Here is a 15,728-nt window from a genome sequence, read left to right as displayed (position 1 = left end):
CGCGCCTTCAGCGAGCCGTACCGCCGACTCCCCGAGCCGCACCCGAGCGAGGAGTCTCGCCGCACCGGATCACTGCAGTTGTGCCGCGCGCTCCGCCGCCTCGTGCTCGTGCGGGAGCACGTCGGCGCGATGGTACGTCGCGCCCTGCGGTCCGCTCCCCGTCCAGCTCCACTGGGCGACGGAGGGGATGTCCTCGCCGTGCGCGCGGGTGTAGGCGCGGGCCTCGAGGCGCGCGTCCTGCATCCGCTGGCGGAACACGGCCTCGCGCGCGGCGAGACCGGGGACGCGGTCGAGCACATCGAGGACGAGTCGATAGCGGTCGAGGTCGTTCAGCATCACCATGTCGAACGGCGTGGTCGTGGTGCCCTCCTCGATGAAGCCGCGCACGTGCAGGTTCGCGTGCCCGTGGCGGCGGTAGGTGAGCCGGTGGATCAGCCACGGATAGCCGTGGTACGCGAAGACCACCGGCTTGTCGGTCGTGAACACGGCGTCGTAGTCGGCGTCGCTCAGCCCGTGCGGGTGCTCGCCCTCGCTCTGCAGGCGCATCAGGTCGACGACGTTCACGACCCGCACCTTCAGCGTCGGCACCTCGGCGCGCAGCAGGGCCACCGCGGCGAGCACCTCGAGGGTCGGGACGTCGCCGGCACAGGCGAGAACCACATCCGGCTCCTCCCCCGCGACCTCGGAGCCGGCCCAGGCGAAGATGCCCAGGCCCCGCGTGCAGTGCTCGATCGCCTCGGGCATCGACAGCCAATTCGCCTCCTGCTGCTTCCCGGCGACGACCACGTTGATGTAGTCGACCGAGCGGAGGCAGTGGTCGTAGGTCGAGAGCAGCGTGTTCGCGTCGAACGGCAGGTAGACCCGCACGATGCCGGACTTCTTGTTCATCACGTGGTCGATGAAGCCCGGGTCCTGGTGCGAGGTGCCGTTGTGATCCTGCCGCCAGACGTGCGAGCTGAGCAGGTAGTTCAGCGACGAGGCGGGCCGCCGCCACGCGATCTCGCGCGAGGACTTCAGCCACTTCGCGTGCTGGTTGACCATCGAGTCGACGATGTGCACGAACGCCTCGTAGGAGTTGATCAGCCCGTGGCGGCCGGTGAGCAGGTAGCCCTCGAGCCAGCCCTGGCACTGGTGCTCGCTCAGCATCTCGACGACCCGGCCGGAGCGGGCGAGGTGGTTGTCGAAGTCGGCGACCCGCACCTCGGCGTCCCACTGCTTGTCGGTGACCTCGAAGACGGCCTGCAGCCGGTTCGACGCGGTCTCGTCCGGTCCGAAGATGCGGAAGTCGTGCGGGTTGGCGACGATGACGTCGCGCAGCCACGTCCCGAGCACGGTGGTCGCCGAGCTGGTCGTCGCTCCGGGCGAGGGCACGTCGACGGCGTAGTCGCGGAAGTCGGGCAGGTGCAGCGGCTTCCGCAGCAGTCCGCCGTTGGCGACGGGGTTCGCGCTCATCCGGCGCTCACCGACCGGCGCGAGGGCGGTGACGAGCGGCATCGGGGCGCCGGCCTCGTCGAAGAGCTCCTCGGGCCGGTAGGAGCGCAGCCACCCCTCGAGAACGGCGATGTGCTCGGGCCGCTCGCGCACGTTCGCCAGCGGCACCTGGTGCGAGCGCCAGCTGTCCTCGGCGGGCAGACCGTCGATCACCGGCGGGCACGTCCAGCCCTTCGGCGTGCGGAGGATGATCATCGGCCACGCGGGCCGACCGTCGAGGCGACCCGACAGGGCATCCGCCTTGATCTCGGCTATCTGGTTGAGCGCCAGGTCCATCGCGGTGGCGAGGCGGCGGTGGACGGCGCGCGGATCCTCGCCGTCGAAGCCTCCGGAGACGAGGTACGGCGTATGGCCGTAACCGCGCATCAGCTGCTCGAGCTCGCGCTCGGGGATGCGGGCGAGGACGGTCGGGTTGGCGATCTTGTACCCGTTGAGGTGCAGGATCGGCAGGACCACGCCGTCGTGCAGCGGGTCGATGAACTTGTTCGAGTGCCAGCTCGTCGCCAGCGGTCCGGTCTCGGCCTCGCCGTCGCCGACGACCGCCGCGACCAGCAGGTCGGGGTTGTCGAACACGGCGCCGTAGGCGTGCGAGAGCGAGTAGCCGAGCTCGCCGCCCTCGTGGATCGAGCCCGGTGTCTCGGGGGCGACGTGGCTGGGGATGCCGCCGGGGAACGAGAACTGCCGGAACAGCTTCCGGACACCGTCGACACTCCGGTCGATGTCGTCGTACACCTCGCTGTAGGTGCCGTCGAGGTAGGTGCTGGCGACCATCCCCGGGCCGCCGTGTCCCGGCCCGGTGACGAAGATCGCGTTCAGATCGCGCTCGCGGATCACCCGGTTGAGGTGCGCGTAGACGAAGGTGAGCCCCGGAGTCGTCCCCCAGTGCCCGAGCAGGCGCGGCTTGATGTGCTCCGCCGCGAGCGGTTCGCGCAGGAGCGGGTTGTCGAGCAGGTAGATCTGCCCGATCGAGAGGTAGTTCGCGGCCCGCCACCACGCGTCCAGCTCATCGAGCGTGCGCTCGGACAGGGGCTCGGGAGTGCGGGACGGCCAGGTGATCGACGGGAGGTCGAGGACGCTCATGCGGACACCGCCCGGTCGCGGACGAGGCTGCTGATCGACCGAGCGGCCTCCGGATGCCGTACCACGATGAGGGGGGCGTCGAGATTCAGGATCAGGTCGCGGCTGACCGATCCGAGCAGGAGGCGGCGCCATCCCGTGAGCCCGCGGGTACCGATCACGATCATCGCCGCTCTGATCTCGGCGAGGGCGTGGGCCGGGTCGCCGCCGACCAGATGGGTCTCGATCCGCACGTCGCTCAGCAGGGCCACCTGCTCCGCCGCGTGCAGGATCGCGCAGTGGTCGGCCTCGAGCGAGCGGATGAACTCGCCGTCGAGGAGGAACGTGCTGTCGTAGAGGGCCGGCTCCGTCCACGCGTGCACCAGGTGCAGGGTCTCGTCGCGGCGCGCGGCCTCGGCGGCCGCCACCACGATCGCCGCGTTCGACGCCGCCGAGCCGTCGACTCCGACCGCGACTCCGCGCAGCGACGAGTCGACCGTGCGCGGGACGATCGCGATCGGTCCTCGGGCGAGAGCGGGCAGGTGCGCGCCGACCGAGAGGCCGAAGCGGAGGCGCGGACCCTCGCGGTCCTCGGTGCCGACGACCAGGAGGGTGTCGGAATCCGTCAGACCGGCGAGGGTGTGCAGCACGGAGCCGCGCACCACGCGGCCGTGCAGGACGACGTCCGTGCTCCCGACCTGCTCGATCAGGCGGTCGACGGCGCGCTCGTCGAGTGCGACGACCTCGGCGGCGGCGGCCGGGTCGGGGACGCCGGCCGACTCGTCTGCGATCATGACCACCTCGACGCTGCCGGAGGCCTGGCGGGCCAGGGCCCACTCGACGGCGGTCCGGGACGGCTCGTCGCCGCCCCACGCGACGATCGTCCTGGTCGGCGCCGTCAGCGGCGCGGGCGCCGCGGCGACGGGCTTCGGCTTCGGAGCGCGGGTCTTCCGCCCGATAATCACGGTGGGAACCGCGAGATTCACGAGGATGTCGTGACCGACGGAGCCGATCAGCATCCGCTCGAGGCGCGAGACTCCTCCGTCGCCGACGACGAGCAGCGCGCGACCGGGAGCGGCCTCGAGGAGCGTGCGGGCGGCGACTCCGTCGACCTCGATGCCCTCGACGACGAGCCCGGGGTGCAGCCTCCGCGCCTCGGCGACCGCGTCGGCGAGGAGCTCGGCGTGCTGCGCCGCCACCTCCTCGACGAGGATCGCGTGCGGGACCCTGTCGTTCCAGAGGAACGGGGTGCGCCAGGCGTGCAGCACGTGCAGCGTCTGCCGGGTGCGCGCGGCCCAGCCGGCCGCGAACTCGAGGGCGGCGCGAGCGTCGTCGGAGTCGTCGATCCCGACGAGGACGCCGGTCCCGTCGCTCGGCGCGTCGTGGGTGATGATCGCGACGGGCCCTGCGGCGCGAGCGGCGAGCCGGGCGCCGACGCTCCAGGCGCCCCGCATCGGGAGCACGGTGCGCCGGCGGTCTCCGACGACGAGGAGGGTGTCCGGTCCGGCGAGACGCGCGAGCTGCTCGACCGGGTCGCCGGTGAGGAGGCGGGTGTCGATCCGCGAGCCGGGATGCGCGCGCTCGGCGTCGGCGGCCGCGGTCTCGAGCGAGACGGCCTCGGCGGCCCGCGGATCAGCGCTGAAGTCGGTGCCGCTGAAGCGATCGAGGCCGTCGACGACCTCGACGAGGAGGAGTCCCCGGGCCTGCGCCTCCTCAGAGGTCTGCGCCAGAGCCCACGCGAGCGCGTGTCGCGCCGAAGCGGAGCCGTCCCATCCGACGACGAGCTGTGCATTCATCAGGCATCCCTTGCTGGCAGCCGGATCCGGCTCACTCCAGCGTCACCCGCGCGGGGTGACGCTGACAGGGCCGAACGTCCCGCGGTCGTGCCGAACCGCGCACCGGAGGCTCGACGCACGTCGGTGCACGGCCCCGGACGGGCTTCGATCTCGGGACCAACGGCCCTGGTCCGGGGGCTGGGACGCGCGCACGGTGGAGTCGACGGCCCTCCCCGCCCCTCCGAGCTCGACCGGGCCCGCGCGCGGGGTGCGCTGCTCGGGCACACTGCGCGCGTCACCGTGGCGATCGACGCGCTCTCCACCGACTGATCCGCCGACCACGAAGGAGACCGCCATGACCACCCTCGTCGCCTGGACCGGCACCGCCGCCGCCCGCACCGCCCTCGACTGGGCCATCATCCGCGAGTACCTGCTCGACCGCCACGTGATCCTCTGCCACGTCGCGGGGCCGTCCGACGAGCGCCCTCTCTCGAAGGCCGCACTCGACGACCTCGCCGCGACGCTCCAGCAGGACCGCTCCGGCATCCGCTTCACCGCCGAGCTGCTGCACGGCGACCCCGTCGAGCAGCTCGAACGACGCGGCCGGGACGGCTCGCTCCTGGTGGTCGGAACCGACACCCGCAACGAGCACCCCGGCCGCTTCGAGCACTCGCTCGGCATGGCGCTGAGCCAGCGCGGCGTCGTCCCGGTCGTCATCGTGCCGATCGACGCTCGTCACGGCGCCCCCGGCTTCGTCATCGGGTTCGACGGGTCGCCCGCGTCGCAGGCCGCGCTCGAGTTCGCCGCCGCCGAGGCCGATCGCCGCTCCGAATCGCTCGTCGTCGCGCGGAGCTGGCGGCTGCACCCGGTCGAGGAGGACGCGGCCGACGCTCCCGCGGGCCGGTTCGACGAGGAGCTCGACGGCAGGCGACTCGAGGCCGCCGGCGTCATCGCGCCCCTCCGAGAGCGGTATCCCGGCCTCGCGGTCACCCTCCGGTTCGCGCACGGTGAGACGGTGCAGGGTCTCCTCGCGACCGCCGGCGGCGCCGGCCTCCTCGTGCTGGGCACGGACGATCTCTCCCGCACCAGCGCCGGTGAGAGCACCGACCACGCGGTGGTGATGCGGATGCACACCGCCGTCGCCATCATCCCGGCGGGCTGTACCGTGCGCGTCGCGGCTCCCGATGCCGTGGTCGGGGCGATCAGGCCGTGAAGCTCGCCTCCGCCGTGATGTTCGTGACCGACCTCGACGCCAGCGTCCACTTCTACGAGCAGCTGCTCACCGCACGGACCTCCGTGCGGACCCCGTCAGCGGCGCTGCTCGTCGGACCGGAGAAGGACCAGCTCTACCTCCGCGCCGTCGGCGATCGCGACCAGCACCCGCTCGGCGCCGTCGGCATCCAGTACCTGATCTGGACCGCATCCGACCCGGCCGAGCTCGATCGCTGCGAGGAGCTGCTGCGCGAGAGGTCGACTCGGGTCTCGCGCCGAGAGCTCGACGGCTTCACCCTGGTCGAGGGCGAAGGACCGGACGGCCTGCCCGTCGTCATCAGCTTCCCGGGGCCGTCTCAGCACCCTCGACCCGAGATCATCTCCCGGATCTACGCCTGGTGACCCGGCCCTACTCCGGGACGGCAGGCCCCTTGCGGTGATGGTCGAACACGATGCTCGTGCGCGTCGAGGCGACCGCCGGGTGCGCCGACAGGTTCGACACGACGAAGTCGCGCACGTCGTTCGAGTCGCGGACGGCCACGTGGATGATGAAGTCCTCGGAGCCGCCCAGGAAGAACAGCTGCACCACCTCGGGGAGGGCCCGGATCTCGTCGGCGAACCGCGTGATCGCCTGTCGCTGACCGACCCGGATGCCGACGCTGATCAGCGCCTGCAGCGTGAGTCCGAGGGCCGCCGGGTCGAGCTCGGCGGTGAAGCCCGTGATGATCCCGCGGTCGACCAGGGAGCGGACGCGCGAGACGCACGTCGACGGGGCGATGCCCGCCTGCTCGGCCAGGCGGCTGTTCGGCGTGCGGGCGTCGGCGCGGAGCAGGCGCACCAGCGCGCGGTCGACCGTGTCGAGGTCGCCGAGGTCGTGCAGATCCTTCGCTCGCACGCGGGTCTCCTGCCTCTGCATCGGCGATCCTGCGGAAGAGGAGACCGAATCGAACGATCCTGCGGAACGTCACCTGCAGGAAACACGATCTTCGCACGATAGGGGCAGTGCCGGCGCAGGATCGGCGCCGACCGCCGACCGGCGGTTCGACTGGACAGGAGTCGTCATGCGCATCGGCATCCCCACCGAGATCAAGAACAACGAGAACCGCGTCGCCGCGACACCGGCCGGCGTGCACGAGCTGGTGCGTCGCGGGCACGAGGTGCTCGTGCAGTCGGGTGCAGGCCTCGGCTCCCGGCTGTCCGACGAGGACTTCGTCGCGGCGGGCGCCCGGATCGCCGCCGACGCCGACGAGGTCTGGAGCGAGGCCGACCTCGTGCTGAAGGTCAAGGAGCCGATCGAGGCCGAGTACCCGCGGATGCGCTCGGGCCAGGTGCTCTTCACCTACCTGCACCTCGCCGCCTCCCGCGCGTGCACGGAGGCGCTGCTCGCCGCCGGCACCACCGCGATCGCCTATGAGACCGTCCAGCTGCCGAACCGCCAGCTCCCCCTCCTCTCGCCGATGAGCGAGGTCGCCGGACGCCTGTCGATCACCGTCGGCGCCTACCACCTCATGCGCGCCGCGGGCGGGCGCGGCACCCTCCTCGGCGGGGTGCCCGGCACGCCCAAGGCGAAGGTCGTCGTCATCGGCGGAGGCGTCGCGGGCGAGCACGCCGCGGCGAACGCGCTCGGGATGGGCGCCGACGTGACGATCGTCGACCTGTCGCTCCCCCGGCTCCGCGAGCTCGAGAACCGCTTCGACGGCCGCATCCAGACCCGCGCCTCCTCGACCTACGAGATCGCCGCGCAGATCAGGGAGGCCGACCTCGTGATCGGCTCCGTCCTCATCCCCGGCGCGAAGGCTCCCAAGCTCGTCACCGACGAGATGGTCGCGACCATGAAGGCCGGCTCGGTGCTGGTCGACATCGCGATCGACCAGGGCGGCTGCTTCGAGGGCTCGCGCCCGACCACGCACGACGACCCGGTCTTCGCCGTGCACGACAGCGTCTACTACTGCGTGGCGAACATGCCCGGCGCGGTGCCGGAGACCTCGACCCGCGCCCTGACCAACGCGACGCTCCCCTACGTCGTCGCGCTCGCGGACCGCGGCTGGAAGGGCGCCCTGGCGGCGGATCCGGCACTGGCGAAGGGGCTCAGCACGCACGACGGACGCGTGGTCAACGAGGCCGTCGCCGCGGCGTTCGACCTGCCGGTCGCCGACCTCGCCGAGCTGCTCGCCTAGGGCCTGTCGAACACGATCCCGCGTGCTCCGCTCGGCCTGATCGCACGATCTGCGGCGTCGCGAATCTCGTCCCATGCCCCGCATGGGCCTTCGATCCGCTCCTTGCATCTCGCACGATCAGACCGTGCTCGCGACGGCGGTCTCGTGTCCAACAGGCCCTAGCGGCGCTCAGCGCAGGCCGAGCGTCTCGACGATCTCGGCGACCTCCTCCTCCGGGGGGCGACCGACGTCGACGGTCAGGTGCCGCTCATCGTCACCGAGCGGCTCGAGGGTGCCGAACTGCGAGTCGAGCAGCGTGCTCGGCATGAAGTGGTCGAGGCGCGAGGCGAGCCGGCCGGCGACGACGTCGCGCGAGCCCGACAGGTGCACGAAGACCAGGTCGGGTCGGCGCAGGACGTCGCGGTACCGCCGGCGCAGCGCCGAGCAGGTGATCACGACAGAGCCGCCCGCCTCGATCCGCTCGTCGACGGTCCGGGCGATCTCGGCGAGCCACGGCGCGCGGTCGTCGTCGGTGAGCGGAGTGCCGGCCGCCATCTTGTCGACGTTGGCCTGGGGGTGCAGGTCGTCGCCCTCGAGGAAGCTCCAGCCGAGCTGCCCCGCGAGGAGCGCGGCGACGGTCGACTTGCCGCTGCCGGAGACGCCCATCACGACGATCGCGCGGACGGTGCCTGCGCTGTCGCGGGCCATCACAGACCCCCCACGAACAGCCCGATGATCAGGACCCCGGCGAGACCGGTCACCGACACGAGGCACTCCATCACGGTCCATGTCTTCAGTGTCTGCCCGATGCTGAGGCCCAGGTACTCCTTGACGAGCCAGAAGCCGGCGTCGTTGACGTGCGAGAGGAACACGGAGCCGGCGCCGATCGCCAGCACCATCAGGGCGACCATCGGGCCGTCCATCGACTCGGTCAGGGGCTGCAGGATGCCCGCGGCGGTCACCGTGGCGACGGTCGCGGAGCCGGTGGCGACGCGGATGACGACCGCGACCAGCCAGGCGAGCAGCAGGGCCGAGGCGCCGCTGCCCTCGGCGAGCTGGGCGACCACGCTGCCGATGCCGGTGTCGACGAGGACCTGCTTGAAGCCTCCGCCCGCACCGACGATCAGCAGGATGCCCGCGATCGGCGGGAGTGCGCTCGAGAGCGAGGTCTGCAGCTCGGCGCGGTCCATCCGCCCGCCGCGGCCGAGCAGGACGAAGCCGGCGAGCAGGGCGATGGCGAGGGCGATGGTCGGGGTGCCGAGGAAGTCGAGGAGCGCCTTCCAGGCGTCGGTCGAGCCGGGCGCCGCGATGTCGGCGACGGCCTTCCCGAGCATCAGCACGACGGGGAGCAGGATGCTCGCGACGGCCGCGACGAAGCCGGGGCGGTGCGCGCGGGCGTCTCCCGCACCCTCGCCGAAGAGCGGAGGAGTCTCGACCGGCGCCCACTTCGCGGCGAGGCGGCCGAAGAGGGGGCCTGCGACGACGACCGTCGGGATCGCGACGAGGACGCCGAACGCGAGCGTCACGCCGAGGTTGGCGCCGAGCGCGTCGATCGCGACCAGCGGGCCCGGGTGCGGCGGCACGAGGCCGTGCATGACCGACAGGCCGGCGAGGGTCGGGATGGCGATCGTCATCAGCGGAAGTCCGCTGCGGCGGGCGACCAGGATGACGACCGGGATGAGGAGGACGAGTCCGACCTCGAAGAACATCGGCAGGCCGATCAGCGCGCCGACGAAGCCCATCATCCAGGGCAGCGCCCGCGTGCTCGCGCGGGCGACCAGGGTGTCGACGATGCGGTCGGCGCCGCCCGAGTCGGCGAGGAGCTTGCCGTACATCGCGCCGAGGCCGATCAGGATGCCGACGCCGCCCATCGTGTTGCCGAAGCCGAGCGCGAAGCTCGCGACGGCGTCGGCGGCCGGCATCGCGGCGACGAGTCCCGTGGTCAGCGCGCCGATCAGCAGGGCGACGAACGGGTGCAGCTTGAGCCAGGTGATCAGCACGACGATCACCGCGATGCCGAGGATCGCGGCGGCGATGAGCTGCCCCTGCGGTGCCGTGGTCGCGGCCTCGGTCTCGCCCGCGGCGCGGAGCAGAGTGGGAAGAGTCGGTGTCATGAGCGTCCTTGGTCGGTCCGACGGTTCGCGGACAATATGTCCGACATAACCAGATTGCTGCTCGATTATGTCGGACGATTAGGCGGATCGCCACCCTCCGTCCGGAATACTGATCGCATGACCGCGCCGTCGCCCTCTCTGCACTCCTCGATCCTCGACGAGCTGGGGTCGCAGATCGTGCGCGGCGAGCTGGCGCCCGGCACCGCGTTCAGCGCCGACGATCGCGCCGAGCGCAGCGGAGTCTCGCGCTCGGTGATGCGCGAGGCGGTCCGCGTCCTCGAGTCGCTCGGGCTGGTCGTCTCGCGGCGGCGGGCCGGGACGTGCGTGCAGCCCCGGGAGTGCTGGAACGCCCTCGACCCGCGGGTGATCGCGTGGAGTCTCGACGGCCCCGACCGGCAGCTGCAGCTGCACCGCCTCAGCGAGCTGCGCCTCGGAGTCGAGCCGCTGGCGGCACGGCTCGCGGCCGTCAACGCCACTCCCGAGCACCGGTCGACGCTGGTCGAGGCGGTCCGCGCGATGGCGGCGGAGGCGCACTCGGCCGACCAGGCCGCCTACCTCGCGGCCGACACGCTCTTCCACCGGACGCTGCTCGGCGCCTCCGGGAACCCGCTGCTCGCGCAGCTCGCCGATCTGGTGTCGGAGGTCCTGGCGGGGCGCACGCGCAATGCGCTCATGCCGCGCGAGGCCGACTCGGAGGCGGTGCGCCTGCACCGCGCGGTCGCGACGGCGGTCGCCGAGGGCGACGCCGCCGCCGCGGAGCGGGCGATGCGGTCGATCGTCGAGGAGGCGGACCGCGCGGTCCAGGAGTCGTGACGGCGGATGCCCCCTCCTCCCGCGCCCCGCACCCCTCGCTGATCGAGCCCGCAGCCGGCTGAGCGGGCGTCTCGAGATCCACGTCCGTCAGAAGACAAGAGCCGAAGCCTGATCTGCTGACGCTGGTGGGTCTCGATACGCCGCCTACGGCGGCTACTCGACCAGCAGGGATGGCGATGGGCGCCCTCTTGTCCCTCCCCACCCTGACGCGAAGCGGCTTCGCCGCTCGATACGCCGCCTGCTCGACCAGCGTGCGGGTTGCTGAACCGGCGACGGAGGCCGACACTGGGTCGATGGCCGAGGGATACTCCTCCGCGCAGGTGCGGGCCGCCGAGGCGCCGCATCTGGCGCGGCGCGAACCGCTGATGCAGAGGGCGGCGGGCGGGCTGGCGCGCGAGCTGCGGGCGGTTCTCGCCGCCCGGCCCGAGAGGCGCGGCGCGGGCAGTGTGCTCGTGCTGGTCGGGCCAGGCAACAACGGCGGGGACGCGCTCTACGCGGCCGCCGAGATCGCCGCCTCCGGGAGCGACGTGACCCTCGTGCTGACCGGCGAGAAGGCCCACCCGCGCGGGTTCGCCATCGCGCTCGACGAGGGCTGCGCCACCGTGAGCGCCGGCGATGCCAACGCGCTCGCCGCCGCGGTCGCCCGGGCCGACGTCATCGTGGACGGGATCCTCGGCATCGGGACGGCCGCTCCGGCCCTCCGCGGTCGGGCTCGCGAGGTCGTCGCCGTCGTCATCGACTACGTCTCCCGGCGCGAGTCACCGCCGACCGTCGTGGCGGTCGACCTGCCGAGCGGGATCGGGCCGGACGACGGGGCGGTGCCCGATCCGACGGTGCTGCGCGCCGACCTGACGGTGACGTTCGGGGCGATCAAGGCGGGCCTGCTGCTGCCGCCCGGCTCGTCCTACGCGGGCCGGATCCACCTTGTCGACATAGGTCTCGGGCCGGACCTCGCCGACGTGGAGCCGATCGTCACGACCTGACGCTCAGGCCGTGGTGCCGCGACTCAGGAGCCCGGACTTCTCGGGGTGCTCGTCGAACCACTGCCCGACGTACCAGCACATCGGCACGACCGAGCGCTCGCCGGAGGACTCGATGTCGTCGACCGCGAAGGCCACGAGCTCGCCCGCCAGCCCGCGCCCGCGGAACGGCGGCGAGGTGAACGAGCGCACCAGCGACACGCTCTCGTCGTTCTCGCGGTAGTCGAGGACGCCCACCAGCGTCCCGTCGAGGTGCAGCTCGTAGCGCGACGCGTCGTCCGCCCTGCGGAACTCCTTGGCCATGACTCCAGGGTAGGACGGTCCTGGCCGCATCACACGCCGTCGAGCAGATCGCCGTCGACGTAGTACCAGCGACCGTCCTCGCGGAGGAAGCGGCTGCGCTCGTGCACGAGACCGGCGCCCTGGGCCGAGCGGTAGGACGCGCGGAACTCGACCAGTCCCTCCTCGTCGTCCTCGCCTCCGAACGACGTGTCGACGATCTGCAGCCGCCGCCAGCGCACGTCGTCGGCGAGGTCGACCCGCGGCGGCCGGGTCGAGGGGTGCCAGCTCGCGAGGAGGTAGGCGGCGCTGCCGAGCACGTTGGCGCTGTAGCGGCTGCGCATCAGGCGCTCCGCGGTCGGCGACGGAGTCTCGCCGAGGTGCGCGGGCCGGCAGCAGTCGGCGTAGTGGCGGCGGCTTCCGCAGGGGCAGGCGTCGGCGGGGTGCATCCGGTCAGTGTGGCAGGCACCGCGGCGCCTTGCAGCGAGGTGTGCATCGCCTCCGCGTCGGGGAAAGCGCCTTGAGATGCGGTCGGGACCTCGGCATCGTGGCTCCCTCATCGATCCCGGACGGAAGGAACGACACGATGCTCACCCTCACCGACAGTGCCAGCTCGATCGTCACGACCATCACCAGCCAGACCGAGGTGCCCGCGGAGGGCGGTCTCCGCATCAGCGGCGACGACCTCGACGCCCGCAACCTCGCCGTCACCGTCGCGGCGGCCCCCGAGACGACCGACGCCGTCGTCGAGCAGGACGGCGCGCGCGTGTTCCTCGACGTCGTCGCCTCGGCCGCGCTCGACGACAAGGTGCTCGACGCCCAGGTCGACGAGTCGGGCTCCGTCAGCTTCGGCGTCGCACCCCAGGCCTGACGCCCGATCGACCACCGAGGCCGCCCTCACCGCCGACGCGGGAGGGCGGCCTCGGTGGTGGAGCCCTCAGGACAGGACGTCGCGCGTCGTGAAGCGCCCGATGGCCAGCGAGCCGAACACCGCGACGTACGCGAGCTGCAGGAGCGCGTTCTCGCCGAGGGAGCCCCAGGCGATCGGGTCGCGCAGCAGATCGGCGAAGTCGAACCAGCGGTCCGTGAACAGGAAGGGGTGCAGCGCGTCGAGCTGCGAGAGCGAGCCGACGATCTGCGCGGCGATCGAGACGACCACGGTGGCCGCCATCGCCCCGACCGGCACATCGGTCAGCGTCGAGATGAAGAGTCCGATCGCGGCGAGGCCGACCAGCGAGAGCGCCGCGTAGACCGCGATGGCGATTGCGCGCCCGATCGCATCGCCGAGCGGGACGGTGCTGCCCGAGAGCAGCGTGACGGGGCCGGCCGGGAACAGGGCGAGGCCGATCACGATGCCCACGACCATGACGGTCAGGGCCGCGGCGAGGCAGAACGCCACCGATGCCGCGAACTTCACCGCGAGCAGTCGGATCCGCCCGACCGGGGTGACGAGCAGATAGCGGAGCGTGCCGAGCGACGCCTCCCCCGCGATCGCGTCGCCGGCGACGACGCCGATGGTCAGCGGGAGGAACAGCGGGACCGCGACGGTGATCGCCGCGAAGCCGACGAAGAGCCCGTTGCCCGCGATCGCGCCGACGAAGGAGGGTCCACCGCCCTCGCTGCCCGACAGGCGCACCGCGACGGCGAGCAGGATGGGGATGGCGGCGAGAGCGGCCAGCAGTGCCCAGGTGCGTCGGCGGCGGAAGAGCAGGGCGAGCTCGGAGACGAGCAGCGAGCCGACGCCACCGCGCCGGCGCGCGACGTCAGCGTTCGACATCGAAGCCCTCCCCCGTCAGCTCGACGAAGCGCTCCTCGAGGGAGGGCCGGCGGACCGCGAAGCCGCGCACGCGGACGTCGGCGGCGACCAGACCGGCGACGAGCGCCTCCGGTGCCGTGCCCGCGGGGAGCCCGGCGACCACGAGCGGCGGATCGGTGGGGTGCGCGGCGGGCGTGACCCGCGGCTGCAGCCCTCGCGCGGCGAGCTCGCCGACAGCGCGCTCGGGGTCGGGAGTGAGCAGCTCGATCGATGCGGCGTCGCCGCGGAGCTCGTCGAGCCCGCCCTGCGCGACGAGGCGACCGGTGCGCATCACGGCGGCGTGCGTGCAGAGCTGCTCGATCTCGGCGAGCAGGTGGCTCGAGACGAGGACCGTGGTGCCGTCCTCGTTCAGTCCGCGCACCAGCGAGCGGACCTCGCGCGTGCCCTGCGGGTCGAGTCCGTTCGTCGGCTCGTCGAGCACGATGAGATCGCGCGGTGACAGCAGGGCGACGGCGATGCCGAGGCGCTGCTTCATGCCGAGCGAGTACGAGCCGACCTTCTTGCGGGCCGCGGCCGAGAGGCCGACGCGGGCGAGCGCCTCCTTCGCGCGGACATCACGGGTGCGCGACGACGTGCCGGGCTCGGCCGCGTCGAAGCGGCGGAGGTTCGCGGCGCCCGAGAGGAACGGGTAGAAGCCCGGGCCCTCGACCAGGGCGCCGACGCGGGGAAGGACGTCGGCCGCGCGTCGCGGCATGGCCGAGCCGAGCACCGTGATGCTCCCCTCCGTCGGCGACGCGAGGGCGAGGAGCATCCGGATCGTCGTGGTCTTGCCCGAGCCGTTCGGGCCGAGGAAGCCGAAGACGGCTCCTCGCGGCACTGCCAGATCGAGACCCGACACCGCCTCCTGTCGCCCGAAGCGCTTGGTGAGACCGCGGGTCTCGACCGCGAGCTCGCCGGTCGTCACCGCCCGGCGGCAGCGTCGAGCAGGGCGTCGGTCGGGACCGCTCCGGCGAGGACGCGGCCGTCGTCGGTGACCAGCACGCTCAGCAGGGCCGAGGAGAGCACCCGGCCGCCGTCGACGGCGGTGGTGACGGAGTCGAGGGCGCCGAGCGACTCGGCGTCGCCGGCGGGGAGCTCGACGACGGTGGCCCAGCCGGTGCCGGTGGTCGTGACATCGGAGTCCGTGGGAGCGCTCGCCTCGGGCGCCGCGGTCTCGGGAGCGGCGGAGGTGTCGTGGCCGGGGGCCGTCTCCTCCGTCACGGTCGCGCCCTCGGGGGCCGAGAAGCTGAACATGGCGGCGTCCGGAGCGTCGAAGTCGATGCTCGAGTACGCGACGCTGAAGGCCGGGGCCGTGCCGCCGACAGCGGTCACCGCGACACCGAGGGGCAGCCCGGTCTCGCCGTCGACCGAGATGGTGACCGAGCCGACCAGGGTGCCGGGCTCGCGCGGGGTGAGCACGAGCTCGTAGGCGTCGCGACCGGCGACGCTGACGTCGGAGCCGACCGCGACGCTCGTCGTCGGGTCGATCGACGCCAGGATCTGCTCAGCGGCACTGGACGGGGTGGGCACCTCGGCGGCGGGCGCCGACTCCTCGGCCGTCGCGTCGCCGGAGGGCAGGATGTGGGTGGCCGTGTTCTCGGCGGAGTCGTAGATCCAGACGCCGTCGCCCTTGGACGCGACGATGTCGCGCTCGGCGAGGCGGTCGAGGATCTGCAGCCGCGCGCCCTGCTCGGCGTCGACGAAGACGCGGGCCTGGTGCGACGCGGTCGCGAGCTCGAGGAGGGAGTCGGTCGGCGATGCGGTGTCGGAACCGGTCGATCCGCCGAGGGCGGAGAGGTCGGGGAGCCCGAGGTCGGAGGTCTGCTCGATCTCGCCCGAGAACGCGGTCACGTCGTTCTCGGCGACGAACGCCAGCAGCTCGGAGGCGGACTTCTCGGGGAGGTCCCCGGCGGCGCTCGCCGACAGGGGAAGGGCGACGGCCGCGGCGACGACGACCAGGGGTACGGCGGCGAACGGGGTCCAGCGCTTCCAGGAGGTGCTCATACCCCCGGAGGGTACGCGCCGAAACGCCGAGACGGCTGCGAGTCGCCGGAACC

Annotated in this window: 16 protein-coding genes; 6 read left to right on the top strand and 10 right to left on the bottom strand. The window is 72.6% G+C overall.

Features of this window, described 5'->3' with window-relative positions; all coding sequences use genetic code 11:
- Positions 1-69: 69 nt before the first annotated feature.
- Both GRS92_RS13095 and GRS92_RS13090 read right to left on the bottom strand, forming a co-directional pair.
- Positions 70-2,571, bottom strand: a complete 2,502-nt coding sequence (locus GRS92_RS13095) for a phosphoketolase family protein (RefSeq protein WP_159857084.1) — start codon at positions 2,569-2,571, stop codon at positions 70-72.
- Positions 2,568-4,343: a universal stress protein gene (locus tag GRS92_RS13090; protein ID WP_159857083.1), complete on the bottom strand. Its 1,776-nt coding sequence runs from the start codon at positions 4,341-4,343 to the stop codon at positions 2,568-2,570. Before GRS92_RS13090 ends, GRS92_RS13095 begins: the two co-directional genes overlap by 4 nt.
- A 334-nt stretch (positions 4,344-4,677) precedes the next feature.
- Here GRS92_RS13090 and GRS92_RS13085 point away from each other — a divergent pair, with 334 nt between their 5' ends.
- Together GRS92_RS13085 and GRS92_RS13080 are read left to right on the top strand one after the other, a co-directional pair.
- Positions 4,678-5,535 (top strand): universal stress protein, encoded by an 858-nt coding sequence (locus tag GRS92_RS13085; RefSeq protein ID WP_159857082.1) that lies wholly within the window; start codon positions 4,678-4,680, stop codon positions 5,533-5,535.
- Positions 5,532-5,936: a VOC family protein gene (locus tag GRS92_RS13080; RefSeq protein WP_159857081.1), complete on the top strand. Its 405-nt coding sequence runs from the start codon at positions 5,532-5,534 to the stop codon at positions 5,934-5,936. The genes GRS92_RS13085 and GRS92_RS13080 overlap by 4 nt, the downstream gene beginning before the upstream one ends.
- A 7-nt stretch (positions 5,937-5,943) precedes the next feature.
- On the opposite strand, the gene GRS92_RS13075 is transcribed toward GRS92_RS13080, so the two are convergent.
- The gene (locus tag GRS92_RS13075; RefSeq protein WP_159857080.1) at positions 5,944-6,450 is read right to left on the bottom strand and encodes an Lrp/AsnC family transcriptional regulator; all 507 of its coding nucleotides are present in this window, start codon (positions 6,448-6,450) and stop codon (positions 5,944-5,946) included.
- A gap of 145 nt (positions 6,451-6,595) precedes the next feature.
- Between GRS92_RS13075 and ald the strand changes: the two genes are divergently transcribed.
- Entirely contained in the window at positions 6,596-7,711 is a 1,116-nt protein-coding gene (ald, locus tag GRS92_RS13070; protein ID WP_159857079.1) for an alanine dehydrogenase, read from the top strand.
- A gap of 168 nt (positions 7,712-7,879) precedes the next feature.
- Here ald and GRS92_RS13065 read toward each other — a convergent pair whose 3' ends face one another.
- Together GRS92_RS13065 and GRS92_RS13060 are read right to left on the bottom strand one after the other, a co-directional pair.
- Complete coding sequence (locus GRS92_RS13065) at positions 7,880-8,398, bottom strand: gluconokinase (protein WP_159857078.1); 519 nt, start codon at positions 8,396-8,398, stop codon at positions 7,880-7,882.
- The gene (locus GRS92_RS13060) at positions 8,398-9,804 is read right to left on the bottom strand and encodes a GntP family permease (protein ID WP_159857077.1); all 1,407 of its coding nucleotides are present in this window, start codon (positions 9,802-9,804) and stop codon (positions 8,398-8,400) included. Before GRS92_RS13060 ends, GRS92_RS13065 begins: the two co-directional genes overlap by 1 nt.
- Before the next feature lie 117 nt (positions 9,805-9,921).
- Between GRS92_RS13060 and GRS92_RS13055 the strand changes: the two genes are divergently transcribed.
- On the top strand, positions 9,922-10,617 hold the full coding sequence (locus GRS92_RS13055; RefSeq protein WP_159857076.1) for a FadR/GntR family transcriptional regulator: 696 nt from the start codon (positions 9,922-9,924) through the stop codon (positions 10,615-10,617).
- A gap of 293 nt (positions 10,618-10,910) precedes the next feature.
- The gene (locus GRS92_RS13050) at positions 10,911-11,600 is read left to right on the top strand and encodes an NAD(P)H-hydrate epimerase (RefSeq protein WP_159857075.1); all 690 of its coding nucleotides are present in this window, start codon (positions 10,911-10,913) and stop codon (positions 11,598-11,600) included.
- A 3-nt stretch (positions 11,601-11,603) separates the two neighbouring features.
- Here GRS92_RS13050 and GRS92_RS13045 read toward each other — a convergent pair whose 3' ends face one another.
- Both GRS92_RS13045 and GRS92_RS13040 read right to left on the bottom strand, forming a co-directional pair.
- A complete protein-coding gene (locus GRS92_RS13045) occupies positions 11,604-11,900 on the bottom strand; it encodes a GNAT family N-acetyltransferase (RefSeq protein WP_159857074.1) in 297 nt (98 codons plus the stop codon).
- Positions 11,901-11,929: 29 nt separating this feature from the next.
- Complete coding sequence (locus tag GRS92_RS13040) at positions 11,930-12,325, bottom strand: YchJ family protein (protein WP_159857073.1); 396 nt, start codon at positions 12,323-12,325, stop codon at positions 11,930-11,932.
- A 137-nt stretch (positions 12,326-12,462) separates the two neighbouring features.
- Between GRS92_RS13040 and GRS92_RS13035 the strand changes: the two genes are divergently transcribed.
- Entirely contained in the window at positions 12,463-12,747 is a 285-nt protein-coding gene (locus GRS92_RS13035; protein ID WP_159857072.1) for a hypothetical protein, read from the top strand.
- Between the two features lie 66 nt (positions 12,748-12,813).
- Here GRS92_RS13035 and GRS92_RS13030 read toward each other — a convergent pair whose 3' ends face one another.
- Genes GRS92_RS13030 through GRS92_RS13020 form a run of 3 tightly spaced genes read right to left on the bottom strand, consistent with a single transcriptional unit; the run spans position 12,814 to position 15,675 of the window.
- Positions 12,814-13,653 (bottom strand): ABC transporter permease, encoded by an 840-nt coding sequence (locus tag GRS92_RS13030; protein WP_159857071.1) that lies wholly within the window; start codon positions 13,651-13,653, stop codon positions 12,814-12,816.
- On the bottom strand, positions 13,640-14,596 hold the full coding sequence (locus GRS92_RS13025) for an ABC transporter ATP-binding protein (protein ID WP_159857070.1): 957 nt from the start codon (positions 14,594-14,596) through the stop codon (positions 13,640-13,642). Before GRS92_RS13025 ends, GRS92_RS13030 begins: the two co-directional genes overlap by 14 nt.
- Complete coding sequence (locus GRS92_RS13020) at positions 14,593-15,675, bottom strand: LolA family protein (protein ID WP_159857069.1); 1,083 nt, start codon at positions 15,673-15,675, stop codon at positions 14,593-14,595. Before GRS92_RS13020 ends, GRS92_RS13025 begins: the two co-directional genes overlap by 4 nt.
- Positions 15,676-15,728 lie beyond the last annotated feature (53 nt).

Source organism: Rathayibacter sp. VKM Ac-2754, assembly GCF_009807095.1.
Lineage (GTDB): Bacteria > Actinomycetota > Actinomycetes > Actinomycetales > Microbacteriaceae > Rathayibacter.
This window is presented reverse-complemented; position numbering and strand designations above follow the sequence as displayed.

Bases quoted from the DNA above. Each gene is read 5' to 3' on its own strand.
- GRS92_RS13095 (WP_159857084.1), bottom strand. From the start codon at position 2,571: ATGAGCGTCCTCGACCTCCCGTCGATCACCTGGCCGTCCCGCACTCCC.
- GRS92_RS13090 (WP_159857083.1), bottom strand. From the start codon at position 4,343: ATGAATGCACAGCTCGTCGTCGGATGGGACGGCTCCGCTTCGGCGCGA.
- GRS92_RS13085 (WP_159857082.1), top strand. From the start codon at position 4,678: ATGACCACCCTCGTCGCCTGGACCGGCACCGCCGCCGCCCGCACCGCC.
- GRS92_RS13075 (WP_159857080.1), bottom strand. From the start codon at position 6,450: ATGCAGAGGCAGGAGACCCGCGTGCGAGCGAAGGATCTGCACGACCTC.
- ald (WP_159857079.1), top strand. From the start codon at position 6,596: ATGCGCATCGGCATCCCCACCGAGATCAAGAACAACGAGAACCGCGTC.
- GRS92_RS13065 (WP_159857078.1), bottom strand. From the start codon at position 8,398: ATGGCCCGCGACAGCGCAGGCACCGTCCGCGCGATCGTCGTGATGGGC.
- GRS92_RS13060 (WP_159857077.1), bottom strand. From the start codon at position 9,804: ATGACACCGACTCTTCCCACTCTGCTCCGCGCCGCGGGCGAGACCGAG.
- GRS92_RS13055 (WP_159857076.1), top strand. From the start codon at position 9,922: ATGACCGCGCCGTCGCCCTCTCTGCACTCCTCGATCCTCGACGAGCTG.
- GRS92_RS13050 (WP_159857075.1), top strand. From the start codon at position 10,911: ATGGCCGAGGGATACTCCTCCGCGCAGGTGCGGGCCGCCGAGGCGCCG.
- GRS92_RS13045 (WP_159857074.1), bottom strand. From the start codon at position 11,900: ATGGCCAAGGAGTTCCGCAGGGCGGACGACGCGTCGCGCTACGAGCTG.
- GRS92_RS13040 (WP_159857073.1), bottom strand. From the start codon at position 12,325: ATGCACCCCGCCGACGCCTGCCCCTGCGGAAGCCGCCGCCACTACGCC.
- GRS92_RS13035 (WP_159857072.1), top strand. From the start codon at position 12,463: ATGCTCACCCTCACCGACAGTGCCAGCTCGATCGTCACGACCATCACC.
- GRS92_RS13030 (WP_159857071.1), bottom strand. From the start codon at position 13,653: ATGTCGAACGCTGACGTCGCGCGCCGGCGCGGTGGCGTCGGCTCGCTG.
- GRS92_RS13020 (WP_159857069.1), bottom strand. From the start codon at position 15,675: ATGAGCACCTCCTGGAAGCGCTGGACCCCGTTCGCCGCCGTACCCCTG.